The sequence below is a fragment of the Streptococcus pluranimalium genome (assembly GCF_047785745.1).
Classification (GTDB): Bacteria; Bacillota; Bacilli; order Lactobacillales; family Streptococcaceae; genus Streptococcus; species Streptococcus pluranimalium_B.
Map to the genome: position 1 here is coordinate 23,789 of NZ_JBLOJT010000003.1, position 23,013 is coordinate 46,801.

39 protein-coding genes are annotated in these 23,013 nt (G+C 37.6%); 8 read left to right on the top strand and 31 right to left on the bottom strand.

What is annotated here, in order from left to right:
• The 20 genes from ACMZ6U_RS00990 to ACMZ6U_RS01085 form a co-directional block, all read right to left on the bottom strand.
• The gene (locus ACMZ6U_RS00990; RefSeq protein ID WP_416105813.1) at positions 1–1,290 is read right to left on the bottom strand and encodes a PBSX family phage terminase large subunit; all 1,290 of its coding nucleotides are present in this window, start codon (positions 1,288–1,290) and stop codon (positions 1–3) included.
• Complete coding sequence (locus tag ACMZ6U_RS00995; protein WP_416105814.1) at positions 1,274–1,804, bottom strand: terminase small subunit; 531 nt, start codon at positions 1,802–1,804, stop codon at positions 1,274–1,276. Before ACMZ6U_RS00995 ends, ACMZ6U_RS00990 begins: the two co-directional genes overlap by 17 nt.
• Positions 1,805–1,924: 120 nt before the next feature.
• Positions 1,925–2,350: a DUF1492 domain-containing protein gene (locus ACMZ6U_RS01000; protein WP_416105815.1), complete on the bottom strand. Its 426-nt coding sequence runs from the start codon at positions 2,348–2,350 to the stop codon at positions 1,925–1,927.
• A 69-nt stretch (positions 2,351–2,419) separates the two neighbouring features.
• A complete protein-coding gene (locus ACMZ6U_RS01005; RefSeq protein WP_416105816.1) occupies positions 2,420–2,836 on the bottom strand; it encodes a hypothetical protein in 417 nt (138 codons plus the stop codon).
• A 33-nt stretch (positions 2,837–2,869) separates the two neighbouring features.
• Complete coding sequence (locus ACMZ6U_RS01010) at positions 2,870–3,070, bottom strand: hypothetical protein (RefSeq protein ID WP_416105817.1); 201 nt, start codon at positions 3,068–3,070, stop codon at positions 2,870–2,872.
• Positions 3,067–3,450, bottom strand: coding sequence for a YopX family protein (locus ACMZ6U_RS01015; protein WP_416105818.1), 384 nt, complete (start codon positions 3,448–3,450; stop codon positions 3,067–3,069). Before ACMZ6U_RS01015 ends, ACMZ6U_RS01010 begins: the two co-directional genes overlap by 4 nt.
• Positions 3,434–4,138, bottom strand: coding sequence for a DNA-methyltransferase (locus ACMZ6U_RS01020; RefSeq protein ID WP_416105819.1), 705 nt, complete (start codon positions 4,136–4,138; stop codon positions 3,434–3,436). The genes ACMZ6U_RS01015 and ACMZ6U_RS01020 overlap by 17 nt, the downstream gene beginning before the upstream one ends.
• Positions 4,138–4,671, bottom strand: a complete 534-nt coding sequence (locus tag ACMZ6U_RS01025) for a DUF1642 domain-containing protein (RefSeq protein WP_416105820.1) — start codon at positions 4,669–4,671, stop codon at positions 4,138–4,140. Before ACMZ6U_RS01025 ends, ACMZ6U_RS01020 begins: the two co-directional genes overlap by 1 nt.
• A 4-nt stretch (positions 4,672–4,675) precedes the next feature.
• Positions 4,676–5,266, bottom strand: coding sequence for a DUF1642 domain-containing protein (locus ACMZ6U_RS01030; RefSeq protein WP_416105821.1), 591 nt, complete (start codon positions 5,264–5,266; stop codon positions 4,676–4,678).
• A 137-nt stretch (positions 5,267–5,403) separates the two neighbouring features.
• A complete protein-coding gene (locus ACMZ6U_RS01035) occupies positions 5,404–5,712 on the bottom strand; it encodes a hypothetical protein (RefSeq protein WP_416105822.1) in 309 nt (102 codons plus the stop codon).
• Positions 5,702–5,923 carry a hypothetical protein gene (locus tag ACMZ6U_RS01040; protein ID WP_416105823.1) on the bottom strand — a complete coding sequence of 74 codons (222 nt, stop codon included), beginning with the start codon at positions 5,921–5,923 and terminating at the stop codon, positions 5,702–5,704. The genes ACMZ6U_RS01035 and ACMZ6U_RS01040 overlap by 11 nt, the downstream gene beginning before the upstream one ends.
• The gene (locus ACMZ6U_RS01045; RefSeq protein ID WP_416105824.1) at positions 5,924–6,097 is read right to left on the bottom strand and encodes a hypothetical protein; all 174 of its coding nucleotides are present in this window, start codon (positions 6,095–6,097) and stop codon (positions 5,924–5,926) included.
• Between the two features lie 16 nt (positions 6,098–6,113).
• Positions 6,114–6,446, bottom strand: coding sequence for a MazG-like family protein (locus ACMZ6U_RS01050; protein ID WP_416105825.1), 333 nt, complete (start codon positions 6,444–6,446; stop codon positions 6,114–6,116).
• Positions 6,443–6,829 carry a hypothetical protein gene (locus tag ACMZ6U_RS01055; RefSeq protein ID WP_416105826.1) on the bottom strand — a complete coding sequence of 129 codons (387 nt, stop codon included), beginning with the start codon at positions 6,827–6,829 and terminating at the stop codon, positions 6,443–6,445. Before ACMZ6U_RS01055 ends, ACMZ6U_RS01050 begins: the two co-directional genes overlap by 4 nt.
• Before the next feature lie 2 nt (positions 6,830–6,831).
• The gene (locus ACMZ6U_RS01060; RefSeq protein WP_416105827.1) at positions 6,832–7,023 is read right to left on the bottom strand and encodes a hypothetical protein; all 192 of its coding nucleotides are present in this window, start codon (positions 7,021–7,023) and stop codon (positions 6,832–6,834) included.
• A 217-nt stretch (positions 7,024–7,240) separates the two neighbouring features.
• Positions 7,241–8,293: a DUF1351 domain-containing protein gene (locus tag ACMZ6U_RS01065; protein ID WP_416105828.1), complete on the bottom strand. Its 1,053-nt coding sequence runs from the start codon at positions 8,291–8,293 to the stop codon at positions 7,241–7,243.
• A gap of 9 nt (positions 8,294–8,302) precedes the next feature.
• Entirely contained in the window at positions 8,303–9,097 is a 795-nt protein-coding gene (gene bet, locus ACMZ6U_RS01070; protein WP_416105829.1) for a phage recombination protein Bet, read from the bottom strand.
• A 39-nt stretch (positions 9,098–9,136) separates the two neighbouring features.
• Entirely contained in the window at positions 9,137–9,385 is a 249-nt protein-coding gene (locus ACMZ6U_RS01075; RefSeq protein ID WP_416105830.1) for a hypothetical protein, read from the bottom strand.
• Positions 9,386–9,721: 336 nt separating this feature from the next.
• Entirely contained in the window at positions 9,722–10,579 is an 858-nt protein-coding gene (locus ACMZ6U_RS01080) for a DnaD domain-containing protein (RefSeq protein WP_416105831.1), read from the bottom strand.
• Positions 10,580–10,587: 8 nt separating this feature from the next.
• On the bottom strand, positions 10,588–10,779 hold the full coding sequence (locus tag ACMZ6U_RS01085) for a hypothetical protein (RefSeq protein WP_416105832.1): 192 nt from the start codon (positions 10,777–10,779) through the stop codon (positions 10,588–10,590).
• 62 nt (positions 10,780–10,841) lie between these two features.
• On the opposite strand from ACMZ6U_RS01085, the gene ACMZ6U_RS01090 reads away from it, so the two are divergent.
• A complete protein-coding gene (locus ACMZ6U_RS01090; protein WP_018379530.1) occupies positions 10,842–11,033 on the top strand; it encodes a hypothetical protein in 192 nt (63 codons plus the stop codon).
• Between the two features lie 209 nt (positions 11,034–11,242).
• Here the strand turns inward: ACMZ6U_RS01090 and ACMZ6U_RS01095 are convergent, their stop codons facing one another.
• Both ACMZ6U_RS01095 and ACMZ6U_RS01100 read right to left on the bottom strand, forming a co-directional pair.
• The gene (locus ACMZ6U_RS01095) at positions 11,243–11,407 is read right to left on the bottom strand and encodes a hypothetical protein (RefSeq protein WP_416105833.1); all 165 of its coding nucleotides are present in this window, start codon (positions 11,405–11,407) and stop codon (positions 11,243–11,245) included.
• Position 11,408: 1 nt separating this feature from the next.
• Positions 11,409–11,561: a BOW99_gp33 family protein gene (locus ACMZ6U_RS01100; protein WP_416105834.1), complete on the bottom strand. Its 153-nt coding sequence runs from the start codon at positions 11,559–11,561 to the stop codon at positions 11,409–11,411.
• Between the two features lie 158 nt (positions 11,562–11,719).
• Between ACMZ6U_RS01100 and ACMZ6U_RS01105 the strand changes: the two genes are divergently transcribed.
• Positions 11,720–12,043, top strand: a complete 324-nt coding sequence (locus tag ACMZ6U_RS01105; RefSeq protein WP_416105835.1) for a hypothetical protein — start codon at positions 11,720–11,722, stop codon at positions 12,041–12,043.
• Here ACMZ6U_RS01105 and ACMZ6U_RS01110 read toward each other — a convergent pair.
• Complete coding sequence (locus tag ACMZ6U_RS01110) at positions 12,014–12,175, bottom strand: hypothetical protein (protein WP_416105836.1); 162 nt, start codon at positions 12,173–12,175, stop codon at positions 12,014–12,016. The two genes, ACMZ6U_RS01105 and ACMZ6U_RS01110, sit on opposite strands and share 30 nt — an antisense overlap.
• A 60-nt stretch (positions 12,176–12,235) precedes the next feature.
• Here ACMZ6U_RS01110 and ACMZ6U_RS01115 point away from each other — a divergent pair, with 60 nt between their 5' ends.
• Both ACMZ6U_RS01115 and ACMZ6U_RS01120 read left to right on the top strand, forming a co-directional pair.
• Positions 12,236–12,478, top strand: coding sequence for a hypothetical protein (locus ACMZ6U_RS01115; protein WP_416105837.1), 243 nt, complete (start codon positions 12,236–12,238; stop codon positions 12,476–12,478).
• 141 nt (positions 12,479–12,619) lie between these two features.
• Positions 12,620–13,408: a TIGR02391 family protein gene (locus tag ACMZ6U_RS01120; RefSeq protein ID WP_416105838.1), complete on the top strand. Its 789-nt coding sequence runs from the start codon at positions 12,620–12,622 to the stop codon at positions 13,406–13,408.
• A 216-nt stretch (positions 13,409–13,624) separates the two neighbouring features.
• On the opposite strand, the gene ACMZ6U_RS01125 is transcribed toward ACMZ6U_RS01120, so the two are convergent.
• Both ACMZ6U_RS01125 and ACMZ6U_RS01130 read right to left on the bottom strand, forming a co-directional pair.
• Complete coding sequence (locus ACMZ6U_RS01125) at positions 13,625–13,852, bottom strand: antitoxin (RefSeq protein WP_416105839.1); 228 nt, start codon at positions 13,850–13,852, stop codon at positions 13,625–13,627.
• Between the two features lie 46 nt (positions 13,853–13,898).
• Positions 13,899–14,105 (bottom strand): helix-turn-helix domain-containing protein, encoded by a 207-nt coding sequence (locus ACMZ6U_RS01130; RefSeq protein WP_136020204.1) that lies wholly within the window; start codon positions 14,103–14,105, stop codon positions 13,899–13,901.
• Between the two features lie 181 nt (positions 14,106–14,286).
• On the opposite strand from ACMZ6U_RS01130, the gene ACMZ6U_RS01135 reads away from it, so the two are divergent.
• The 3 genes from ACMZ6U_RS01135 (at position 14,287) to ACMZ6U_RS01145 (ending at position 17,207) form a co-directional block, all read left to right on the top strand.
• On the top strand, positions 14,287–15,006 hold the full coding sequence (locus ACMZ6U_RS01135; RefSeq protein WP_416105840.1) for a LexA family transcriptional regulator: 720 nt from the start codon (positions 14,287–14,289) through the stop codon (positions 15,004–15,006).
• Between the two features lie 129 nt (positions 15,007–15,135).
• The gene (locus tag ACMZ6U_RS01140; RefSeq protein ID WP_416105841.1) at positions 15,136–15,783 is read left to right on the top strand and encodes an HNH endonuclease signature motif containing protein; all 648 of its coding nucleotides are present in this window, start codon (positions 15,136–15,138) and stop codon (positions 15,781–15,783) included.
• The gene (locus tag ACMZ6U_RS01145; protein WP_416105842.1) at positions 15,783–17,207 is read left to right on the top strand and encodes a recombinase family protein; all 1,425 of its coding nucleotides are present in this window, start codon (positions 15,783–15,785) and stop codon (positions 17,205–17,207) included. The genes ACMZ6U_RS01140 and ACMZ6U_RS01145 overlap by 1 nt, the downstream gene beginning before the upstream one ends.
• Before the next feature lie 20 nt (positions 17,208–17,227).
• Here the strand turns inward: ACMZ6U_RS01145 and ACMZ6U_RS01150 are convergent, their stop codons facing one another.
• On the bottom strand, positions 17,228–18,406 hold the full coding sequence (locus ACMZ6U_RS01150) for a helicase-related protein (protein WP_416105843.1): 1,179 nt from the start codon (positions 18,404–18,406) through the stop codon (positions 17,228–17,230).
• A 46-nt stretch (positions 18,407–18,452) separates the two neighbouring features.
• Between ACMZ6U_RS01150 and ACMZ6U_RS01155 the strand changes: the two genes are divergently transcribed.
• On the top strand, positions 18,453–19,082 hold the full coding sequence (locus tag ACMZ6U_RS01155; RefSeq protein ID WP_416105844.1) for a YigZ family protein: 630 nt from the start codon (positions 18,453–18,455) through the stop codon (positions 19,080–19,082).
• Between the two features lie 440 nt (positions 19,083–19,522).
• Here ACMZ6U_RS01155 and ACMZ6U_RS01160 read toward each other — a convergent pair whose 3' ends face one another.
• The 5 genes from ACMZ6U_RS01160 to ACMZ6U_RS01180 form a co-directional block, all read right to left on the bottom strand.
• On the bottom strand, positions 19,523–19,933 hold the full coding sequence (locus ACMZ6U_RS01160) for a hypothetical protein (RefSeq protein WP_416105845.1): 411 nt from the start codon (positions 19,931–19,933) through the stop codon (positions 19,523–19,525).
• A 405-nt stretch (positions 19,934–20,338) separates the two neighbouring features.
• Positions 20,339–20,644, bottom strand: coding sequence for a hypothetical protein (locus ACMZ6U_RS01165; RefSeq protein ID WP_416105846.1), 306 nt, complete (start codon positions 20,642–20,644; stop codon positions 20,339–20,341).
• Position 20,645: 1 nt separating this feature from the next.
• On the bottom strand, positions 20,646–21,092 hold the full coding sequence (locus tag ACMZ6U_RS01170; RefSeq protein WP_416105847.1) for a hypothetical protein: 447 nt from the start codon (positions 21,090–21,092) through the stop codon (positions 20,646–20,648).
• Between the two features lies 1 nt (position 21,093).
• Positions 21,094–21,363: a hypothetical protein gene (locus ACMZ6U_RS01175; protein WP_416105848.1), complete on the bottom strand. Its 270-nt coding sequence runs from the start codon at positions 21,361–21,363 to the stop codon at positions 21,094–21,096.
• Positions 21,364–21,651: 288 nt separating this feature from the next.
• Positions 21,652–22,989: a VapE domain-containing protein gene (locus ACMZ6U_RS01180; RefSeq protein WP_416105849.1), complete on the bottom strand. Its 1,338-nt coding sequence runs from the start codon at positions 22,987–22,989 to the stop codon at positions 21,652–21,654.
• Positions 22,990–23,013 lie beyond the last annotated feature (24 nt).

Genomic DNA, 23,013 nt, shown 5'->3' on the forward strand with positions numbered 1-23,013 from the left:
TTACCTCCTGAACAGTCTATTGATTTTCTTAATCGTCTTATCAACGTTTAGGTCTTCCTTAGCCTGGTAAATCCTATCTTGGATAGCATACCTGATTGCATCTAAGCAGTGGTTATAGCTATCAACTGGTTCATTGATGTATTCATTTGTCTTCTTGTCTTTCTTCCAAGTGTAATTCTCAAGCTCTTCAATGGTCTTCACGCATCTTTCATCAACAACAATGTCATATTGAAGAATGTACTGAATGCCCTGCATGACTGATCCAGGACCTTTCAAAGCGTCAACCACTCGGCTGATGCCACGGTTACGCAATTCCTGATTAGATTTCTTTTCCGCTGAGTCAGCCCTGATTTCTTCCTTGCTATATCCCAGGCTTTGAATAGCCTCAGCGATCTTGTCATTGGTCAGGTTCTTTCTCACATATTCTTCCATGATGTAGAGCTTTCTGTTTTCGTCATCAATCTTGACATGCAAAAATGCTGACGGGTCATTGATGAAACCATAGTCAAGGCCAAAGTAAGAGGGTAAATGTGCTAGCTTGTCTTTGTTAAGCAGCCTTTTCTCATACTTAGGGAAAACAAGCTTATCCAGGGTTGCAAACTCACCCAAAGCGTAAATCTTGTAATAGGCTTCATTTCTGTTCGCTAGTTCCTCGATATTTTCCTTAGTCACATCATCTAAAAAACGATTGTCTTTATAAGATGTGTGATAAACCACGGTATTTTTAGGAGACTTTACAAAAAAAGCATTATAGGTCCAGTTAACCTTGGACACTGGATTAAACATCAAGTAGATTTGTTTTTGCTTATGCTTGCGATCACGTAGACGTAGGGTTAGCTGTGTGTAATCGTCCAAGGTAAACTCAGAAGCCTCTTCCATGACCACATCGGACACACCCTTGATAGATTTGATTTTTTCAGGGTTGTCTAACCCCTTAAAAATGAACTGAGCACCGTTGGGCAACTCAATCCTGTATGCTGAATTGTTGACCTTGCACTTGTCCAAAAGGTCCCAGGCATCAAGACACTGTTTGACATCCTCAAAGATTGAGTCATAGACCGTTGAACCAACCTTCCGTAGAAACAGAACCTTGCGAGGATGCTTCCAGTCTTTGCAAGCCTTGTAAACAACTTTCTGAATAACGCCGTGGCTTTTTCCAGAAGAGGCACCGCCATAGTGAATTTCAGTGAAGGTGTTATAATCTTCAAGCTTATCATAGATATGCTTGTTAAAAACCCTGCTAGGATACTGAATGAGAATGTTGATTTTCGGCCTAGTCTTCGTCAGCATCCCACTCACCTAATTTAATTTCGATAGTGCGCTGAGTAATATCAACATTATTTTGATACATGCCCAAAGTTTTAGCGTACTTATCAGAGGCTGATAACATCACAGACAGGTCCGGAGGCACTTCTTTGACAGTTTGATAACCCTCACCGTCTCCTACAAGCTTCACATCGTTGATTTCACGCCTAATAACCTTGGCCCAAAACTGTTGAATATCAACTGAATTAAGCAGAGAGAGTTCCGTTCTACGTTCGTCAAAGGCGTTTTTAAGCTGTTCAATGACTGGCGGAATATGTACATACTTTTCCATACCAGCTAACATGTTATGAGCTGTTTTTCCTGCACTTTTTTCGCTAAATCCAGCTTCTTTGGCTGCCTGCGTAGCGTTCTGAAATCCGTTAGCCATGTAAGCGAGAACGAAAGACTTCTGTCTATTTCTGGAGGCTGGCCAATCTGACATCAAGTCAATAGCCTCTGCTTTTAATTCTTGAATTGCTAATTCTTCACGTTCATTCATTGCCAACCTCCTTTCTGACAAAACAAAAAGCAAGACACTTGATAGGTGCCTTACCCTTATTTCTGGATGGTACTATAATAGCACGATAGTTACTGCAACGAACTGCAAATTTACTGCGTTTTACTGCAAATTACTGCACAAAACTGCATCTAGCTGCTTGATAGCTAGTCGTTTTACTGTATAAAACTTACGCTCTGTGTAATACTTGCCGATGCAATCACTAGGATACTCTTCGGAGATATACGCTCTGATAATCAACAAGCGATACTCTGCGTCTAACTGATCAATCACATTAATAATCTCTTGCTTACGTTTTAAAAGCTTGTCAATTTGTTCTCGGTTGTAATCAGAAGTATCTATGATAGCGATATTTTTATCCTCTTGCGACTTCCGCAGTCCACCTGACACACGCATATCGGACCACTGCGGGCTAGAAAGCAAGGAACTCTTTGTGCGCTCGATATCCAATTTTAATTCCATGATAATTTTCGGGATTGTCTGCAATTCTTTCAGCAACTTTTCCGCCTCTGTTTGACCTTTACTCACCTTTGCCCTCCGTGATATAATTATAGTGCGAATATAATTATGGGCTGGCTCGGGTGAGTCGGTCTTTTTTTATTTAGGCAAAGGCTTTTTAGTGATGTAGGAATCATCAATGACTATTCTCTGACGTTGCCTAACTGGCAATGGCTTATCCTTTCTTCGAGCAGGCACACGATCTTCTCTTTCACGCTTTCTGAGACCTATTCTTCGCGCCTTTTCTTTTACAGACCTCTCTGTCCTCTCTAATTTGTAAGCCAGTTGCTCAAATGTCATTCTGCTAAAATTCTCTTTTAAAACGTATAGTTCCCTTTGGGTCCAAGGACGGACAAGTCCTCGTTCGCTATCTCTTATATTTAATTTACGATTTAGCTTTGTGACAAAATCTTTTGATACACCCACACGAGAAGCAATCTCGTTGTTTGATAAATCAGTTTCTTTTAGTAAATCCACTATTTTAAATTTTATTTCGTCAGATATTATTTTTGCCATTTAATCCCTCCAAAAAAGTAAAGTTTATACATGTCATTCTTCAACTCGCTCATCTCCCACCTCTTCAACATCATAATCATAAAAAGTGTACCCATTCTCATCACACCACAGAGGGTAACCATGTGTAGTAAGTACACTCTCGGCTTTGGTAAACGCTTCATCATAATTTCTTGCTACAAAATATAAGTTATCAAACTGATTTTCATTAGTAGCTACTGTTATGTATTCTTTCATTCTTCAAATTCCTCCATCAAATCTGGGTTTTCATAGATATTTCCGCAAACTTGTAAATCTAAATAATCAGACAGGTACTCTTCGCCAACACCTACCCGCAATACTTTCCATGCCAAATCTTCTGAACTATAAAACACTCTGCCAATAATACGACCTGTCCACGGTTCGAGTACAATATCAGCATCAAATATATCAGAATTATTACAATCTTTTTTACCTGTGGATTGCATAACAATTAACCCTGATTTTTCAATAGGTACAGCACCAATTAAATTTCTATGTTGCCTACCCATATCGTAAATTAGACCATTTTCTGTAATATAAAAGTGTTTGACCCACTTGTTATGAAAGGTATCCCAAACCCTATACTTCGTAATCATCGTTTACCTCCTGAAATAAATCTATAGTCCTCTCTTTTTGTTCGACAAAATCCTCGATTCTCTTACGAGCTGTGTTAAAAATGTTCTCGTCAATTTCAAATCCTACATATTTTCTATTTTTTTCAATACACGCTATTGCAGTCGAACCCGAACCTATGAAACAATCTAACACTAACTCATTTTCTCGACTAGAATTTTCGATAATTCTTGACAAAACTTCAATTGGCTTTTGCGCAGGATGGTATCTTATTCCTGTAAAATTAACCGGTTTCATTCTCCAAACATCTGGCTCTGACATAGAGAACCTTGCTTTTGTGTCGCCTTTTGTGCAATAAATTATAAATTCGTGCCTAAATCGATAGAAAGAACCAGCTTTTATCCACTCGTAATCCCAAACGATGCAATTTCTGATTTTAAATTTTTGCTCTAACAAAGGATACAGCAAAGGATACGTACGCCAATCAGTAAAAAGATAAAGTTCCCCACCATGTTTCAACACACGCTCCATTTGTGAAAATAATTCCTTGAAAAATGGAACAATTAAATTATTATCAGAAAAATTACTTCTTGCCCCATTACTTGAAACTCCTATTGAATATGGTGGATCTGTTACGATTAAATCTACAGATTCATTTTTTAGCTTCAGAATTCCATCTAAACAATTTTCATTTAATATTTTGTTTTCCATCACTCCACCTCCTTCGCGAACCCTGCTTGCCAAACCCATTCAAAGTCTTTTCTAATTTCCTCTTCTGTTAGTTGGTTATTTATATCCGTTTTCCATGTTTTGTTACGTGTATACTTAAGACATACCCTACCTGCTAACCATCCAATAATAATGCTGTACCCATCACAATTAGGATTAGGTATCTCAACTGTGTATAATTTAGGGTTTTCTACTGTATAACCGTAGCCATATGCCAATGTAAAAACAATTTCATTATCACCAATAGATAACCACTCTTCGGTCTTACCATAACTTATCCTAATAGAGTGAAACATTGTATAACCTTCCATTTTACAATGATCAATCCAATCTGCTACATATTGAGGAATACTTGGTCGCTCAGGTATATCCGTAATAATATTCTCAGGTTTTGCCCAAAATTCTCGTTTATTTTCACTTATAAGAGTTACTTCTCCATCTCTATCAATATTAGGATTTTTAATTTTGGCTCTAACTAAGACTTCCTGTCCCTGTTTAAATTCTGAATTATTCATAGTATTACTTAACCTCCACTGGCTCAGCCCACTTCCAAGCCCATTCAAAGTCCTTACGTATTTCTTCTTCTGTGAGTTGATAGTGATGGTTACATTTCCAATCTTCACCATCAACTTTAGTTAAAAACACTTCACCATCTAAATCTTTCCCTAAAATGGTATATTTAAAGTTTGGGTCATTACGGTTAGGTATCTCAACCGTGTACAGTTTTGACTGTTTGACTGTATAGCCATTGATGAGAGCATTCAGCAATAGTATTTTCAAATCATCTATGTTTTTCAGACTTCCTCGTAATTCATTGTACCTAGTTGTTCCAAAACCAATTTCTTTTCCTTCATTGTCAGTTAAAAAATAGCCCCATCCTACCCTACTGATATAATGTAGTGCTTTATTTTTGTTATAAAAAGATTCTAAAAACTCTGCTTGTTCCTTCGTTAACTCTACTTCGTTTGTTTCTGACATAATTTCTTCGGGTTTTGCCCAAGTTTCCCAATCAGAGTCATTACCAATTAGTATCTCTCCATCGCTATCAACATTAGGGTCTTTAATACTAAACTTAACCCAAACTTCCTGTCCTTCTTTAAATTCTGTCATAATAAATCCTTTCGGGTTCTTCCACATTTGGTGCATTTGTAATCTGCGTATGTCAACAGTGGTGGTTTATAATAATCATGCTTACACCATAACTCTTTGTGTAGTCGTTTTATCTTGTAAATCATGTCCCAAATCATTCAACTCCCCCTCTCCAAAATATACTGCGGTGCTTTATCACCTTTATCCAAAAACTGACTTTCGTCCTCGTTAATCACAAACCGTCCATAACCAACAACATCGATATAACTATCTGTCTTGCCGGAAATATACCCAACACCACCAAATGATTCTGGCAATTTTGAGACACGCTCGAGAAGGGCTTTGTTTTGCTCTCTAAGCGTTTTATTTTCATGTGCGGTAAATAGTGCCACAATGACAATTAAAACTCTACAGGCGATTAATACGACTGTAATTAGAGGTTTTAAATTAAATGATTTACGTTTCATTTTCTAGCTCCTCGAATACAACATAATAGCAATAGTTATAACTACCGTAGTCGACAATAAGCTCAGCTTCCTTGTGCCAGTGACGATAATAAGGGGAGTTAAACTTATTAATTTCTTTGACATGTTTCTCGATAAGAGCAAAAGCTTCGCTAGTAGTTTTGCAAGTTCCAATCAATGTGCGTTCTTCGCTGTTTCCGTGATAGACTTTCATCTAATACCTCTCAATAGTGATTTCTCTTGCATACTGCAAGTTAATATAACTGGTTCGACCTTCACCCGCTGACAATGGCATTAATTCTCTTTTGTTAAAGTGATAAATCAACTTATTTTCAAATTCATCAGGCAGGTTATATAAATCAAGACTTTCGAATTTACTATCGGTCATTCTGATACTTACTTTTTTAATCATATTCCTGTGCTCCCAAATCCGATTCTTTTACAAACGTTCCGCCAATCATCTTGCCTTTACGGTTTTTGATTTCGTTGTAAGCATAATTTAGACACCCTTCAACGTCTAAATTCAGTTGGTCAGCTAGCACAATCAATGTGACTAGACTATCACCAATCGCATCGCGCAGGGCAAGGTATGGTTCTTCATATTTCGTTGGCTTCAAAAGTACATCTCGGATTTCTCCGACTTCTTCTGTTACCCGCATCCATTGGATGTTTGGGTCTGCAAGGTGTAGGTTTCGGTCATGCGACCATTCGATAACTTTAGTGATTAGTTCGTTCATTTCAATTCCTCAATTTCTATTTCAATTTTGTATTTTCCTTTGATGCCACTCAATCCACCATATTCAAAAGACAAACGTTGTAAAATCTTGTAATTATCATCTATCCAAAGACCGCCCTCGGTATATCCATCAATCAAAGCTTTAATCGTTGGATATAAATTTGGTGGGTCTAGCCGTCGTCTTGTTGGACTAAACACTGTTACGACTACTTGACAAGGACAGCTCTCGGAAAAGCTATCTCTGTCTTCTGGTCGTATGTCAGCTTTAGCTAGATATTTTAATTGCTTGGTTATCTTCGCTTGTTTGTGATAATGCAATCGGTCATTTGAGTTGATCATTTGTTTGAGTTGTTTCGTGTTCGATAAAATGTACTCAAATTTCATCGTTAGTCAATTTCCTCGTCATCATAACCAATACGTTCAGCAACAATACCATTAGCTGTCCGTTTTTGATACGACGGTGACGCGTACCAGGCAATCGTTTTAGGCTCAACATCGAATTTTTCAGCTAACTCATATTTAGTCCCTATATCCAAAAATTCATCACCTCTGTACAGAGCGTATAACATATTTCTCATAATTAATCCACTATATGTTTAATTAAAACCAAGCCCGCCTTTTATTGTGTGAGAATATGGCTAAGCGGGACTTGTGAAATCCTTATATTATCCGACCAGTTCATGATCAGTAAAATAAAGCGTAATTCTAAGTTGCTTTTTTCGTGATTCCTAGCACGTTATTTTTATTTTTCTTTTTTGCTATATTCAGCTACTTGTTTTACTTGCTTATTTATTCTCACCACCCACACAATTCATTGAGTTGTTCTTGAGTTACTGGCTCTATGTGTTGATAACCACTGACTTGATAGTTTTTCTTGTACTCAAAGCCAATGCTTTTCAAGCCAGATTTGAACAACTCTTTTTCTGCAGTGTCTTCAAAATACACTTCCAAGAACATTTTTTGCTTGTATTGTTTTGAGTCATTTTCAGCCCCTGTGAGCGTTTCTTTCTCAGGGCGGGATAATTGCCCTTCATCCAAAATCTCACCCGTTTCTGATTCAATTTGGGGCAAATCCTGACGATTTTGAACTTGTTCTTGTTCCTTAGCTCGCTGAGCTGCTAAAAGTTGCTCTCTTTCTTCCTCGGCTTTCCGCATTTCTGCCTTTTGCTTTTCGAAGAGGTAGTCAGATTTAATCTGTTCTAGTACCTCTACAAGAGTTAAATCTTGTAGCATACGGATATAAGGCTGGTCAGTCATACCGTACTCCGCACATTGTCCTGAGATAGCCGCTTTAGCTTTCTCATACTCCTGCTGCTTTTGATATTCAAATGTGACTAAGTCATCAAGGCTTTTCATCGTCACTTTTTTCAAGGTCACACCGTCTGCCATAAAGTCAGCCGCTTTGATATATTCTGTGGCTTTAGCGTCAAAAATACGAGGGTCTAGCATATACTCAGCCGCTTTGTTGGCTAGGTAGCCTTTGACTGTGTCAAGACGGACTTCTTTCTGATGTGTCTCAATAGCTTTGATACTCTTGTCAAATTCGCTAACAACTTCTTCAAAGGGTTCAATGATTGATTTTGCATATTTGTCCCAAGCATTTGCCGTCTCCGATAACAGATTTTTAGTATCGATTCTGATGCGGTTTTTATTCTCAATCATTTTGTTGAGTTCAGCACGTTTTGTTTTATCATCTTTTAAGGTAGTTGCTGTAGCAATATACCCCTTATATTTTTCAGTAGCCTCTTTCAAATCATTCTCAAAGGACTCCCGGGTTAATTCATCAGTTGTTACCAGTTCATAGATTTTACTGATTTCCTGTCCATCAATTACTTGTAATTCTTGCATAGTTTCCTCCTAGTATTCCAAATCTTCCAGTAGCTCACCTTGTACTTGTTCATCACCAGGATCAATCACATCATCAGTTGGATAGCTTGTGTCCTCTTGTTTTTGAGTCTGTTCTTTCTTCATCTGCTCAATCTGCGCCATCTTACGTGCTTTTACTTCTTCTTGGGTTTCAACTGGTGTAACATCTTTAGGCGTTGTATCAAGTTGCAACTCATCAGCATCATAAGAGCTGCCTAACTCCGCTGGAAAGGCTTCTCGATAGGCAGTTACAAGAGCAACTTTACGAATCATCACGCATGGCATATTATCCCAAGTATTTGGTTTGTTTGGTTTCCCGTAAGAATTCACTTCACCTTCTTTGCGGATTTTAGAATTGTCGTACTCTTCAAAAGATACTTCAATTTCTGTGGGATGTGATCGGTCTTTTCTGTATACCTTAGCCCATCCACCCAATATGTCAGCTCCTTTCGGAATGAAGGCGCCATTCGAACGCTTGATTTCACCATTTTGCTCATAAATAACTCCTGACTCACTACCATCAAATTGCGGATGACTATCAGCTTTTTTTTCAAATGCTGCCTTAGCTGTCACAATCTGAGCTGGCTGGTTTCCGTACTTGATAAAGTAAATTTCCTTGGTAAATGGGTTCAAGTTTTGAGCCTTAGCCTGAGCGATAAAGTAGGCTAATTCCTCATCACTTGCCTTACCTTGAGGGTCAAGGTATTTTCTGATAATGCCGCTGTTAAGTAGCTGAGGGTTGGTCAGAAAATCCCCTTTTGCTTCTACGATTTGATTATTAGTCATCTTCTTCTCCTTCATAGTGTTCTTTGTTCATAAGCTACCTCAAAGAGTTTTATCTTTGTATTTAGCAAGTTCCTGTGCCATCATTTCCGACAATTGTGTTTTCTGAGTTTGATATTTCTCTATCATTGGTACATTGGCATCTATCAGTTGTGAAACCCACTCACCTACAACTTCAGGAACAGTTTTACCTTTAATTTCAGCTAATATCTCTAACTTCTCTCTATCGCCCGCTCGCAATTCATACCGACCGAACGCTTTTCCTTTTGTCTTACTTGAATAATGGACCATGATAACCTCCTAAAACACATAACCGCCATCAAAATTAGCCTCGAGCATTAAATCTTCACTGTCACAAACAATGCACACGTCTTCTCTCTCGTTGCTTTCAAAACGGTAACCACATTCTCTGCAATAATATAGTCTTGTCATTGTTTATCCTCAAATAATATTCTGTTAGCTTCTTCTGATGTAATTCCTAAACCAAACGCATATAGATTAATTGGATTTAGTATCGATTTGACACCACCCACTATTTCGCCTTTTTTTGTGTACTCCACAAATTTGTTAAACGTCTCTAGACTAACTGTTCTGCCATAATATTTTTTTATGCTTCTTTGGTATGCCTCAAAAAGCGTCTGGGTCTTCAACATAGTCCTCCGGTATTTCCACCTTCAAGCTATCCAAGTCAGGGGCTTTATAGTCTGGATTAGACCATTCAGGAACATTTGTTTTTGGTGGAGTTGGTGATTTTGATTTCTGCTGTTCAAATTCTTCTTGTTCTTTGTTAGCTTGGTCAACAGTTGTAAATCCTTTTTTCTTCCAGTTATCCAGAATGCTAAAGGTGTAAGCTGGTGCTACTATCCCTTGTTCTGTCGTTCTAACAACGGCTATTTTGACCAAATCCATATCCATTCCATCAAGACCGATATAGTCCAGTAGTCGTTGGATGTGGTTATCATTTGCTTTCAATCCCTCGGCTCTGACGAATTGACCAAAATTAAGATTCGATTTTGGTGGTGGAGGATATACTCCTCTATCCTCCTCTAATCTATCCTTACCTATACTATCCTTACCTATACTAGGCGGACATTTGGTTGTCATTTGGTTGCCGTTTGGTTGCCGTTTGGTTGTCATTTGGTTGTCAAATTGGTAAACCCCAGTATTATCAAGGGATAACATGCTTTTTTCATCAGTATAAATTGTTGGTTTGATTCTATCTTTACGGATTTTATTGTTGACATTCCAATCTTTGACGACTGTCACACCACTTTCGAAAATGATAATGAAACCTTTAGCTTGGAGTAATTTCAAATCATCGATATTAGCCCCATAAGCTCGACTCAACATGCGAGCATTTCCGATAAAGCCTTCGTCATCAGCTTCCATTCCCAAGTCATAATAAAGAAGTCTAGTCGACTGGGGCATATCGACAAATTTATCGCTAGTCGTAATTTCTTTGCTAAACATTCTTCGCTGTGCCATCTATCCTCCTATCTCCCCTGCATTTGAATCACCGCTCCATACCTTACTAAGTATTCTGGTTCGGTTTTATTTTCTTGCTCTTTTTTGCCCTCTATTGGCTCGATTTTGCTCGGTGTTTTGGCTATTTGATAAATCAGCCATAGAGTAATAACAAACACGACAGCGAGCCAAAATGGGCTTAAATTAAGTTCTTGAATCATATTTCTAAAATTGCTTTCTTTAGTTATAATATCCTTATCAAAAGTAAAGGAGGTAACCCCTTATGCTTGACCCTTACATCCCTGGTCAATACATTCAAAGGGAAATTGATGAAATCATTGAATTAGTTCGTGACCGTAGCAAATTCGAACCTGTAAGAGTTCGTGAAGTCCAAGAACATATTCAAAAAATTCTTATTCAGCATGAAGCTGAGATTCTGGCTCGTCTTGAGCAAACTCAAAATCCCAAGGTTTAAGAAATACTAAATGATTTTGCTTAGCTTTTTCAATTGTTTCTTTTAAAGATTCGGAAGCATAGGGCAACTTGTCATTTAATTCTCTAATCGCCATTTTGTAATTATCGACTCTTTCTTGACTAGGGAAGGGTCGTTTTTGTGAGTAAGGGTATTTTTTAGGTCTCATTTTGTCATTTCCTCCAAACGTTTATCGTAACTTTCTAAAAAATTTATGCCCACCCGTATAAATCGCGTTTTTTGACGCCTTGATTGGCTAATTCTGCCATATTTCGGTTACTCATTGCGTCATGACGTGCTGCTTTAACTTCCCAAGGCTCCCATTTGTATTCGGGTTGTTTTGGTTGTTGTGTGAATAGTTTGTTGAAAAAATTCATGTTATGCTCCTTTAGCTTGTTTATTGTGTAGTAAATGTTCTACGTCATAGAAAACATGACCATCTGGAATAATTACCCCTGTCATATCATGATTGATAGTTCCGTCCATTAAGTGATTAGTCACTTGATATTCTTGTTGTTTTTTACGTTTCATGGTATACTCCTCTTAGTTAATTAAGTATGAGTCCGACTGCAATCGGACTTTTTTTGTGTTCTCCAAAATCTGCTATAATTTATCTGATTGACGATTTGATTAAGATTTCTACTCCTCATGAAAATCGTTAGTCAAATAAAATAGAAAGGAGGAATTTTATGAGTTTTAAAGTTAAAGGTTTAGATGATGCAACCCGTGGTTTGGATAAACTTATAAACAATGCCAAGTCTATCTCTGGCACTAATAAATATTCTTTGAATGAAATTTTTACTGCTGATTTCATGAAATCAAACACTAATTTTGATTCAATCGAAGAATTTTTAGAATCCAGTCCAGAACATATCACCACTCAAGAAGGGCTTGAAGCAGCGGACGAAACTGTTTTAGACACATTCGTTTCTGCAAATTCCAATTTCAAAACCTGGGGAGATATGTTTGGTGAAGCCACTACATCAATGATCGCTAGCAGGCTTGGTCTCTAGTTCTAATTCAAAGTCATTTAGCCTTTTAATTGCTTCTTGCAGTTCTAAGGCTTTTTTTGATACATCAAGCGTTAGTTCTTCAAACTCTTTAGAATTTTTCAATTCAACTGATACGTTTAGTTTTGATTTCATAGTGTCCTTTCTCTAGTTGTCCTTAACTGCTATAATATGAGCAGAAAGGAGGTGAAATCTATGACTAACGATAATATTTTAGACGTTGTCAACAAATCGATTAACGATAATTTCAACGTTGACAACCAGCTTGTTGAATTTGTTGTGGCTGAGTTAAATCAAATGAACCTGAGTATCAGCCAAGAACAAGCTCAACACATTGTAAACATCATCGAATATATTTCTAAATCGTCCGCTAAGAGTGGTGCCGTTGCAGCCATCAACGCCATCAATGCCTTAGTGGAATCGAATGAGCAGAAATAGTTCCTGATGTTATCTTTTTAGAGTCTAGCGGTAAAATGCTAGGCTCTTTCTTTCCACGATAAGGCCATCTATTTGGCTTCACTCCCCTCACCTCCTTTCTAATTTTGGTATAATGAAAATAAAAATAGTGGGAGTATACATATGAATATTCATTTTCTCGAAGCTTTAACAACTCAATTATCCGATGCACTTTCACATAAAGAAATCAGTCAAATGTTTATCGATTTACGCCTTCCCAAAATCGATATAGGTAATAGGCAAGTTCGTTTATACAACAGCGTGATAAGTATCTCTAATATCACTCAGTCAGACTATTCTTGGAAAAAAATCACTGAATATATAGCTCAAAAAAGAATATTTTCTCTAAATAAAAAACAATGGGAAGAGTTCAAATTATCACTTAACAAAATTCTTGTTTTTGAAGGTTTAGAATTAAATGATAGTGGAAAGTTACAACAAACAGAACGAGCAACTACATATACAGACGCTAGTGAGCGTTTTAGTAAATTGTATCCAAAGCTAGAGTTGTTAGATATACATCGTGATACTCTAAAATATTGTCAAGAGGAACTTCTTGAAGAAAATTATTTCCATGCCGTATTTGAAGCGAGCAAGGGCTTGTTTCATAAAATACGTAGCATGACCGGCTCATCACTTGATTCGGCAAGGTTGATAGATCAATGCTTTAATATCAAAAACCCTGTAGTAATTATCAATGGAAATAAATTGCAAACGTTAGATGAACAAAGTGATTATAAAGGGTTGTACAATCTACTTTTTTCAATAGCCCACCTTTACCGTAATTCAAAAGCTCACAAACTCAAATATTACAAGCCGGATAGTATCAATGACGCCATAACCGCTTTTTCTATGCTATCTCTCGCATTTAAGTTCCTTGACAATTGCAGTAATGTTAGGAGACTGGATTAACAAATCACAATATTTTGCATGGATCTCTGCCAATCTCAAAGTATTTGCATCAGGGAATGTATTTGCATCATCAAGCTCTATAAATCGCTGTGTTAAAAAATGGGATAAAAAACTAATTTGTCCAACTAAATTTCTCTGAATATCCTCGTGATACCAATTTTTTCTAGTCGGCAATCGCAAGGGTAATGTTTTTTCTTCCATAGGTCTCCTTTCAGGTTATTTGTCGTCTTCCAAAATTAAGCGTTTGGTTGTGATAGTCACTTCTTCAATCCGTGCCCGTCTCAAGCCCTCGCTGATGAAATAATCAACGATAGCACTACGGCTCATCCCTGTACCAAGTGACAAGCTGTCAACCTCGTCATAATTTTCACGACTGATAACCACTGTGGGGCGGTTGTTTCCTTTTTGCCCTGTGCTTGGTCGTCCGTATTTTTGTTTTGGCATTATAAAATCCTTTCTAACGCGATTTTTCGTGTTTTTGGTTTTAAAATTAAGCAGTTTCAACTGCTTTACTAAAAAGATATTCCAAATCGTATTCTGGGAAAAATTTTCGTTGTAAAGAAAGAGCTTCGGTAAATTTAAAATCATAAGTTCCATTGATTTTATCACTTATCGTCTGAGCTCTTACGCCAAGAAAATCAGCCATATCTACGATTGCCACACCTTTTTCTTTTCGTGCTTTATCAATGTTTAACATACTACTCCTTTCTAACGCGATTTTTCGTGTTTTTGGTTTTAAAATTAAGCTCATCTGAGCTTGATATAAGTTTATTACATTTTTTCGTGTTTGTCAACACCAAAAATCATGTTTTTTGTGTTTTTTTTGATAGACAAACGAAAAATCGTGTGTTATAATGAGAATCAGAAAGGGAACAACTATGAATGAAGAAGATTTGAAACAACTTATCCTGTCTCGTTATAGTTCTGTAAAGTCTTTTGCGGAAGATAACGATATGCCTTATTCAACTGTTCGCTCAATATTAGAGCGTGGGATAATGAACGCCAACGTTGAGAACGCTATAAAAATTTGTTCAGCTTTAGGTATTAGACCTGAAATATTCTCCCCGTTGCTAGATACAAATAAAGACAACCCCCAAATCCTCACCATCTACAACCAACTTGAGCAACAACGCCAAGAAAAAGTGGTTAAGTTTGCTCAGGAACAATTAGATGAGCAGGAGCAAGAAGAAAGCGACCTTTTTGAAGTGACTGGTATTTCTTACGCTGCTGCTGCAAGCGGACTTGGTAGAGGATTTGATGCTGATGAATACGATAGCTACACAGTTTACACAGATGAAGAACCACCACACTATGACTATGCTATCGGTGTCCGTGGAGATAGTATGTTGCCAACATATGAAGCTGGAGATATGCTTTATATCGTTGATAAAGGCATGTCAAACTATTCCGGTCAGCTATGTATAGTAGCCTATAACGGTCAGACTTTTTTCAAAAAAGTCTATACCGAGCCTAACGGACTGCGTTTAGTTTCTCTCAATAAAAAATATGATGATATTTTTATTGAGTATCCACCTGCCGAAGACACCTATATCAAAATCTATGATGTAGTTGGTAGCTTTGTTCCCGTGGAAGTTTAACAAAATAAAAAAAGCCTTATGCTCAGAAGTTTGCCGACCGAGAGCATAAGGCTAGTAAATGTATAGTAAACCTCCTAATTTCTTAGGCTGTTTTACTATACTCTATTTTACCATAGAATGGAGTAAAAAATGAAAAAAATTGATAGACCCTCAAGAGAAATTATTGAAAATCTGTATCACACACAAGGTCTCACTCTTGAAGAATGCTGCCAAGAACTGGGAATTAAATCCCCTATCACTCTTAGAAACTGGATGAAAGAGCTTGGAATTAAAACAAGAAACGTTAATAAGTTAAATTCCTTGGAATATAAATTGGGAGTGACAGAGAGTGAACTGAAAACAAAATTAGAAACCATGTACTTCCATGAAAAGAAGAGTCTAAATAAAATAGCTAAAGAGCTAGGTGTCACTCCTACAGTTATTTCTAGAAGATTTGAAAAGTTTTGTATCAAAAAACTTGACCCTAAAACCGCTAAGACTGTTTTTGGTTCAGGAGAAAATCATGGAAATTGGGGAGGAGGCAGAAAAGTACAGAATGGTTATTATATGGTGCATTGCCCTAGCCACCCTAAAGCAATATTAGGATACGTTTATGAGCATAGGCTTGTTATGGAGCAACACATAGGGCGGTATCTACAAAAAAATGAAATAGTACATCACAAAAACAGAAACAAACAAGACAATCGCCTAGAAAACCTTGAAATACTTACACCATCTGAACATAACAGAGTACACCGTGAGGAGCTAAATGCTCAAAGATGGGGAGGTAATAGATAATGAGAAAGGTAGCGTTATACTCAAGGGTTTCCACACTGTCCCAAGCTGAAGAGGGATATTCTATACAAGGGCAGCTAGACAGCTTAACTAAGTATTGTGAAGCTATGGGCTGGACTATCTATGAAGAATACACGGACGCTGGATTTTCAGGGGGTAAAATTGACCGCCCTGCAATGTCCAAACTGATTACAGACGCAAAACATAAACGCTTCGATACAATCCTAGTATATAAGCTAGACCGCCTTTCTAGGAGCGTCAGAGACACCTTGTATCTAGTCAAAGATGTTTTTAATCAAAATGATGTCCATTTTGTCAGCTTGCAAGAAAACATAGACACTTCCTCTGCTATGGGAAATCTATTCCTTACATTGCTATCTGCGATTGCTGAGTTTGAACGTGAGCAAATTACTGAACGAATGACTATGGGTAAGGTGGGTCGTGCAAAGACTGGGAAAGCCATGGCTTGGAGATTCACTCCTTTTGGTTATGATTACGATAAAGAGACCGGGGAACTGGTTCTAGACCCTGCCAAAGCCCCCATAGTAGAAATGATATTCACAGACTATCTCAAGGGTATGTCCATTCAGAGAATAGCAGATAAACTCAATGGGCTGGACTACAACGGAAAAGACCGCACTTGGTTTCCGCATGGGGTCAGCCACCTTATAGACAATCCTGTTTATTACGGAATGACACGATACAATGACAAACTCTTTCCGGGTAACCACCAGCCAGTCATCACAAAAGAGCTATTTGATAAAGCCCAAAGAGAACGACAACGTAGAAGATTAGGGACAGAAGAAAATCACAATACAGTTCCATTTCAAGTAAAATATATGCTGAGTAAGTTTTTGAGGTGTCGTAAATGTGGCTCACGCTTGGCATTAGAGCTGGGCCGTCCTAGAAAAAAAGACGGAAAAAAAGTTAAAAAATATTACTGCTTAAACAGTCGCCCAAAAAGTTCAGCTACTTGCGATACCCCTCTCTATGATGGCGAAATCTTAGAAGATTATGTCCTACATGAGATAGCAAAACTACAAAAAGACCCGTCCAGAATGAACCGTAGAAAAAAGATTGATGACTATGAGCTAAACCGCAAGCGAAAGCGAATTATAAGCAATATTGACAAAACAGATGGTCAACTTTCTAAACTTAATAATCTATATCTCAACGACTTAATAACCTTGGAAGACCTAAAGGCTCAAACTGATACCCTCATAGCAAAGAAAAAGCTCCTTGAGAATGAGCTAGAAAAAACATACGATAACGGAAAAGAGCTAGATAGACAAGAAACAATTTCAGATTTTCTTGCTTTGCCAGATGTTTGGAGTATGGACTATGACGGCCAAAAATATGCTGTTGAGCTCCTTGTCAAGCGTATCAATATTGATAAGGACAATATAGACATCCATTGGACTTTTTAATACTCAAAATTACAAAGTTTCTAACCCCTAATCTGAATGAGACTAGAGCTAGTAAATAATCTATGATGAGCTAATAAAACAAAGACATCCACTTTAGGGAATGTCACTCCTCTTTCTAAAATGGTCGTTGATATGAGCACTCTTAAATCACCACGTCTGAACTCCTCTACTTCTTCTAGTCTACCTGAACTATTACTGGAGACAAAACCTATAGAAACTTCGGGATATTGCTGGCAGAGAACTTTCTTTACTTTTTTTCCAAAAGCTATATCTGGTACAAAAATTAAAAGTGGGTAGCCTGTTTGAAATTGCCTATCTAGGTACCGTTTTAGTTTCAATGGTATCTTACCAGAGTTAACCTTTTTCTCTAGCCCAGTTAGCCAAATATTCCGTGGTTCTATTAAGGGATTCCCATGAAACCTTCGCGATAAGGTCCGTTTCTTTAAGATCCCTTTTTTAACTTGTTTATCTAATTCTTCTGTCGAAGTTGCTGTCATATAGATGGTTAGACCATCTGCTTTTTTCGCTGTTCTAACAGCATGATAAAGTATGTTATTATCGACGTAGGGAAAGGCATCTACTTCATCAACTAATATAAGATCAAAAGAGTGGTAAAACTTTAACAGCTGATGGGTAGTTGCAATAACCAAAGGAGAGCCACTATATGGTTCAGAATCACCATGTAACAAATCAATATCACAAGAAAAATCCTTGCTAAGTCGCTTGTATAATTCAATACAAACATCTATACGAGGACTAGCCAAACAAACTTGTCCACCTTCATCAATTACTCGAGCAACTACTTTGTAGATCATTTCCGTTTTTCCAGCTCCTGTTACGGCATGTACCAAGCTATCTTTTATATCCTCAAGTGATTGCACAAGACTATCTGAAACTTCTTTTTGATAACTGGTTAATTTGCCTTTCCATTGTAAAGCATTTCTTTTTGGGAAAGTTTTCGGCGGAAAATAATAAAGATAATCATCTTCCGTCAATCTACCTAATAAAATACAGGAACGACAATAACGTGTCCCATCCGGTAACTGCCAGTCAGTTGTAATCTTTTCTGCACATCTATTACAAGTAAGATTCCCATTTTTTTGAGTGAAAGCAGGTATCTTTATGGCTTCTTCTCTTTCCTCTGCCGTGATACTAGAACCTGCAAACCAACAACCACTTTTTTCTTTTATCTTTTTCATCACTTATTTATTCGAAGTTATCTTAAGCTTATGGTAAAATTTTTTTATGAATTATAAAACAATCACATCAAATCACACTACTGAAGAAGAAATTAAGAAATCACGCTTTATCTGCCACCTTAAACGTGTCACAAGTGAAGAAGAGGCGCGTGACTTTATTACAGCTATCAAAAAAGAGCATTACAAAGCCAACCATTCCTGCTCTGCAATGATTATTGGAGAAAATAGTGAAGTCAAACGTTCCAGTGATGATGGTGAACCCAGTGGAACTGCTGGCGTTCCTATGTTAACCGTACTTGAAAAACAAGATTTGACCAACATCGTCGCTGTTGTTACACGGTATTTTGGAGGAATTAAGCTCGGTGCTGGTGGTCTGATTAGAGCTTATGCAGGTAGTGTCGCCCAAGCTCTCAATGAAATCGGTTTAGTAACTGTAAAAGAACAAGTGGGCTTACAAGTAGATTTAACCTATCCGCAATACCAAACCTTTGCTAACTTTTTAGAGCAAGAAAAGTTAGAAGAATTTAACACGCAATTTCTTGAACATGTAACCAGCGATATCTATACTGACGAAGATAGGTTGTCTGATCTTCAATCTGCTTTAACGGAATTTTATCAGGGTAAGGTCTCTTTCCAAAAAATTGATTCTAAAATTGTTGAAGTTCCTATTCCTTAATGATAAACGTTCCTTATTAGATTAGTTACTCTTAACCATTCTTAACTGTCTACAAAAGCCTATAAAATAAGGATAGTTAATCAAAATAGTAGCCATAAGCAATCACAAATATTTTTAGTTGGTTGTTAATGAGTTGTTAATAGACGAGTTCAGCAAGCAAGATTAGCACCTTAACGGGTGCTTTTTTTTACTGCTTCATTCAGCATACCACATTGAAAGGCGCGTGAGAAAAATTAATGTTTAGGGGTATAGCTTTACGAATCAAAATCCTATAAAATCGGTACTTCAACTTCATGTAATAGCCTTTAAAAAAATTCAAAAAGGGAACTTTTTGCGCAAAAGAGAGCGGCGTTCTCACTCTCCGAACATTCCCACCCCCGATAAAAAAGATAGGGGGTATTCCCGAATAATCAACGCCTGCTTTAGTATTAACCGTTATCTTAGCTTTGATTCAGCAATACCTCGTCCAAAGCTTCCATTGCTTTCTTTTTCTCTCTAAAGAATTTTGACTTACCAATTTCTAGTTTATCCTGTGCTTCAGTCAATGTCTCGCTATTGATGATGGTGAGCAATACTAGAACAAGTTTCATGTCTTTAACCGCATAAACGTACTCAAGCATTCTTTGACGCTCTTGGTGTAACTGTTCGATATGCTTCAACATATAATCGTTTTTATCCAAATAAGCCACTGTTTTAGCTTCCTGTGCGTTTGTTTTACTGGTCTGCACTCTTGTATCAGAATAACTGTGCGAGCCGTAAACGAGGCTTAGAGTCGCTTGTCGGTCTTCTTCCAAATCTCTGATAAACTTAGGAATCGTTTGTAACTCTTTGATTAGTTGTTTAGCGTCCATATTACCCTCCGTGGTATAATGATAAAGCAATGTTTATTAACACGGAGGACGGTCAGCGATGGCTGTCTTTTTTGTTCCTAATCTAACGTCGTTTCCGACATTTGCCTATATTATTTCATGTTCTTAGGTTTTCTTAGGGTTATTTCAAGTTTTATCAAGTTTTTTCAAGTTCTCGTACCCAACAATTCCCAACATTTAGGGATACCCCCCCCTTACGCGTGAGAAGACAAATACTTGTATAGTTGACCCCATCCACCGGTTTCAACTTGCGATTAAAAAGCTATTTTTTTAGATGGGGGGGATGGGGAGCTTTTCCTATCCAAGCTATTCATCTATCGCTGTTTTTATATAAGGTTTTTTAAGGTTTTACAGCACAATAGACGCCCTAAATTAAGGCGTCCTTTTTTATGCTGTGCGATATTTCCATAGCGCGTGGAATTGTTTTAACTCTGATTCTTCATCAACTTTATCTAAGTCTTTCATCAATCGCAAAGCGTCATTATCCAACCTATCAAGATTTGACTGTACGCCATGAACTGCCATGAACGGGTAATCATCATCTAGCACGCTGTCAGACAAGTCCATGAACTCCACTTCAAGGCTTGCGATATACTCGGCAAGTTCTTTCTTTGTCATGTTTAAAAGTTCTGTCACGCGCTTATTGTAGTATTTTGTAGTAATTTCTTCTTTTGGTGATAAATTTGTTGTCATGTTACTTCTCCTTTGTAATTAGTCCTGTAGCAATTAGATCACTAGCCAATGCTTTGATGTCAATGTCCTTGTTCTCTCGTTTAGCAAGTCCTAAAAATTGGTTCAACCCTTTTAAGTCAGTTTGATAAGCTTGTTTAGCTAACGTATTGACGAATTGTTTTTCTAGATAGTCAATAAAATTCAGTTTGTGCGCCTCTGTTGGATTCAACTCCAAAGCCATATAACAAGCCTCTGCTACCTGCCTAAACAATTTGGCGCGTGCCTCTGGGTGTTTCTTTAATTCATATAGATTTAAACTAGTATCTTCATTTCTTAGTTTCTCAGCGATCACCATTAGCTTTTGTAAGTCCGTCTCACTCACTGGTGTATCGTCTGCCATGTAGGCTAAGCGGTGTTTCTCAATATCTTCCATAGATTCTACTATTTCTTTATCTGAAAATGTCTTCATGTCATTCTCCTATCTGTAAATCTTTTCCATCTTTATCTACTGGGATGGCAAACCCGCAATCAAATACCCACTGATAACCTCTTCTTATCAGTTCTTGTTTTGTGAAATCTAAGTCACCGGGTTTTGACTTTGTATTAAAATTAATCTTGCTGATAAAGTCATACCCTCTCTGCCCGTTTGGTAACTCTAAGCGATAAAGTTGATTAGATGGAAATTTGTCATAATCATATATTAGGTCTAATTTACCTTTCTCAGTGTAATTCCAATTCATTTCTTCCTCATTTCTTTGTTTCGTGGGAGTTTTTTGCAACTTTACAACTAAAATGCAACCAGCGCTATCCTTAGAACGCCAAGAGGTTTACCCCCACTGGTTGCAAAATTGCATTTTTTTCGCCCCACAAACCTATAGGAATATCCTGTATATATAAATAATATAAATAGTTTATAGTAAAAAATATGCAACTATGCAACCAACGCTATCTAATCCCTTATGTATCAAGGGTTTAGGTCGGTTGCACTTTTTTTCAAAAGTTGCAAAAAGGCTGTTTTGGTTGCATTTTTACTTTTTAATCCAACCACTTGTAGTCTTTTTCCCAAACTTAATAGCCCGACGAAACTCCCAACCATCTAAATTATTCATGTAAATCTTGATTTTATTCTTCAAGTTACGGTCTGATTTCTCATCTTGGAAAATATCATTGATCACGCCTTTTAGAAAAATCCTGTCACGTTTAACAGTACCGACCCATGGTGTCCTGTTCTCACCGTCTCGGTAGGCTTCCCCTGTTTCCTCTAAATCCCAATAATAGTTATGGCGGTTCACACTGCTTGTCACTGGCTCATAAAAGTCTTCTGGTATCAAGGTATCTAAATACCATTCTAAGCGCTCTATGATGTCGTCTTGGGCTTTAAACTTAGCACGTTCCTTGACAATAAGCTTACCCTCACGGCTATCTTCTGTATAGAAAAGCACTTGATTAGCCTTGTATGCCCTGTAATAATTGCCCCAAATATCTCTTAAATCATCATCACTGATATTGTGACCGTGTTCTTGAGTCTTTGGCTCAACTTGTACCGCTAGGAAACGTCTGTCGCCTGTAGCGTCCTTTAAATGCCCCGTGTCGTTTGTTGTCCGAGTGATAATGTAGTCTACCAAGAAACTCTCTGTAATGCGCCCGTATGGTCGTCTAATTAGGTGTTCCGTTGCTGTGATAAAGCTTTTCAATTCCCCAAAGGATAGTTTACTAGACGCGATCAATTCATCATCATTGACCGCCCAAAGTCTCATCATCTTTAAAAGGTCATCTTTATCAGAAAAACCTGTCACGTTTGCTTGAAATCCTTTAAAGACTTCTCTGAAAAAGGTTGTTTTCCCTGTTCCTTGTCTTCCGACAAGGTCTAGACAATAATCAAATTGAATACCTGGTGTCATTACTCTAGCAATCGCCCCACGAAAGACCAAATCAAAGACGATTTTATTATATTCAGTATCTTCAACATTCAAATAGTGCCTAATAATCTGAAAAGGGTCTCTATTCTCGGCTGTCTCAACAACGTCATTCAGAAAATCTTTAATAGGGTTGTATCTATTGCCCTGTGCCACGATAAGGCAAGCATTGTAAATATCGCTATTGTTAAACTCAAGCCCCCACCTATCAGCAATGTAGCCCCATAGGTTAACGATGGCTGTATCGTCTGCCACTCCTTTATTGAGATGATAGCCATTATTAAGGTTCACTGACTTAGCTATTTCAATATCATTGATAGCCTCGTTGTAAGCAAAGACGTCTCTAAAAGCTTCATCACCACCCTTTAGTAACGTGATTAGATTAGTGCGGGTCTTTTTAACCTTACCACTTTCGGTGCGTGCTAGCTTCTGATATTCAATGCTGACCACTTTTCCACGCGCTTCCTCATGTTC

Coding starts and splice junctions, on each gene's coding strand:
- ACMZ6U_RS00990 (WP_416105813.1), bottom strand. CDS start 1,290: ATGCTGACGAAGACTAGGCCGAAAATCAACATTCTCATTCAGTATCCT.
- ACMZ6U_RS00995 (WP_416105814.1), bottom strand. CDS start 1,804: ATGAATGAACGTGAAGAATTAGCAATTCAAGAATTAAAAGCAGAGGCT.
- ACMZ6U_RS01005 (WP_416105816.1), bottom strand. CDS start 2,836: ATGGCAAAAATAATATCTGACGAAATAAAATTTAAAATAGTGGATTTA.
- ACMZ6U_RS01010 (WP_416105817.1), bottom strand. CDS start 3,070: ATGAAAGAATACATAACAGTAGCTACTAATGAAAATCAGTTTGATAAC.
- ACMZ6U_RS01015 (WP_416105818.1), bottom strand. CDS start 3,450: ATGATTACGAAGTATAGGGTTTGGGATACCTTTCATAACAAGTGGGTC.
- ACMZ6U_RS01020 (WP_416105819.1), bottom strand. CDS start 4,138: ATGGAAAACAAAATATTAAATGAAAATTGTTTAGATGGAATTCTGAAG.
- ACMZ6U_RS01025 (WP_416105820.1), bottom strand. CDS start 4,671: ATGAATAATTCAGAATTTAAACAGGGACAGGAAGTCTTAGTTAGAGCC.
- ACMZ6U_RS01030 (WP_416105821.1), bottom strand. CDS start 5,266: ATGACAGAATTTAAAGAAGGACAGGAAGTTTGGGTTAAGTTTAGTATT.
- ACMZ6U_RS01035 (WP_416105822.1), bottom strand. CDS start 5,712: ATGAAACGTAAATCATTTAATTTAAAACCTCTAATTACAGTCGTATTA.
- ACMZ6U_RS01040 (WP_416105823.1), bottom strand. CDS start 5,923: ATGAAAGTCTATCACGGAAACAGCGAAGAACGCACATTGATTGGAACT.
- ACMZ6U_RS01045 (WP_416105824.1), bottom strand. CDS start 6,097: ATGACCGATAGTAAATTCGAAAGTCTTGATTTATATAACCTGCCTGAT.
- ACMZ6U_RS01050 (WP_416105825.1), bottom strand. CDS start 6,446: ATGAACGAACTAATCACTAAAGTTATCGAATGGTCGCATGACCGAAAC.
- ACMZ6U_RS01055 (WP_416105826.1), bottom strand. CDS start 6,829: ATGAAATTTGAGTACATTTTATCGAACACGAAACAACTCAAACAAATG.
- ACMZ6U_RS01060 (WP_416105827.1), bottom strand. CDS start 7,023: ATGAGAAATATGTTATACGCTCTGTACAGAGGTGATGAATTTTTGGAT.
- ACMZ6U_RS01065 (WP_416105828.1), bottom strand. CDS start 8,293: ATGCAAGAATTACAAGTAATTGATGGACAGGAAATCAGTAAAATCTAT.
- bet (WP_416105829.1), bottom strand. CDS start 9,097: ATGACTAATAATCAAATCGTAGAAGCAAAAGGGGATTTTCTGACCAAC.
- ACMZ6U_RS01075 (WP_416105830.1), bottom strand. CDS start 9,385: ATGGTCCATTATTCAAGTAAGACAAAAGGAAAAGCGTTCGGTCGGTAT.
- ACMZ6U_RS01080 (WP_416105831.1), bottom strand. CDS start 10,579: ATGGCACAGCGAAGAATGTTTAGCAAAGAAATTACGACTAGCGATAAA.
- ACMZ6U_RS01085 (WP_416105832.1), bottom strand. CDS start 10,779: ATGATTCAAGAACTTAATTTAAGCCCATTTTGGCTCGCTGTCGTGTTT.
- ACMZ6U_RS01090 (WP_018379530.1), top strand. CDS start 10,842: ATGCTTGACCCTTACATCCCTGGTCAATACATTCAAAGGGAAATTGAT.
- ACMZ6U_RS01095 (WP_416105833.1), bottom strand. CDS start 11,407: ATGAATTTTTTCAACAAACTATTCACACAACAACCAAAACAACCCGAA.
- ACMZ6U_RS01100 (WP_416105834.1), bottom strand. CDS start 11,561: ATGAAACGTAAAAAACAACAAGAATATCAAGTGACTAATCACTTAATG.
- ACMZ6U_RS01105 (WP_416105835.1), top strand. CDS start 11,720: ATGAGTTTTAAAGTTAAAGGTTTAGATGATGCAACCCGTGGTTTGGAT.
- ACMZ6U_RS01110 (WP_416105836.1), bottom strand. CDS start 12,175: ATGAAATCAAAACTAAACGTATCAGTTGAATTGAAAAATTCTAAAGAG.
- ACMZ6U_RS01115 (WP_416105837.1), top strand. CDS start 12,236: ATGACTAACGATAATATTTTAGACGTTGTCAACAAATCGATTAACGAT.
- ACMZ6U_RS01120 (WP_416105838.1), top strand. CDS start 12,620: ATGAATATTCATTTTCTCGAAGCTTTAACAACTCAATTATCCGATGCA.
- ACMZ6U_RS01125 (WP_416105839.1), bottom strand. CDS start 13,852: ATGCCAAAACAAAAATACGGACGACCAAGCACAGGGCAAAAAGGAAAC.
- ACMZ6U_RS01130 (WP_136020204.1), bottom strand. CDS start 14,105: ATGTTAAACATTGATAAAGCACGAAAAGAAAAAGGTGTGGCAATCGTA.
- ACMZ6U_RS01135 (WP_416105840.1), top strand. CDS start 14,287: ATGAATGAAGAAGATTTGAAACAACTTATCCTGTCTCGTTATAGTTCT.
- ACMZ6U_RS01140 (WP_416105841.1), top strand. CDS start 15,136: ATGAAAAAAATTGATAGACCCTCAAGAGAAATTATTGAAAATCTGTAT.
- ACMZ6U_RS01145 (WP_416105842.1), top strand. CDS start 15,783: ATGAGAAAGGTAGCGTTATACTCAAGGGTTTCCACACTGTCCCAAGCT.
- ACMZ6U_RS01150 (WP_416105843.1), bottom strand. CDS start 18,406: ATGAAAAAGATAAAAGAAAAAAGTGGTTGTTGGTTTGCAGGTTCTAGT.
- ACMZ6U_RS01155 (WP_416105844.1), top strand. CDS start 18,453: ATGAATTATAAAACAATCACATCAAATCACACTACTGAAGAAGAAATT.
- ACMZ6U_RS01160 (WP_416105845.1), bottom strand. CDS start 19,933: ATGGACGCTAAACAACTAATCAAAGAGTTACAAACGATTCCTAAGTTT.
- ACMZ6U_RS01165 (WP_416105846.1), bottom strand. CDS start 20,644: ATGACAACAAATTTATCACCAAAAGAAGAAATTACTACAAAATACTAC.
- ACMZ6U_RS01170 (WP_416105847.1), bottom strand. CDS start 21,092: ATGAAGACATTTTCAGATAAAGAAATAGTAGAATCTATGGAAGATATT.
- ACMZ6U_RS01175 (WP_416105848.1), bottom strand. CDS start 21,363: ATGAATTGGAATTACACTGAGAAAGGTAAATTAGACCTAATATATGAT.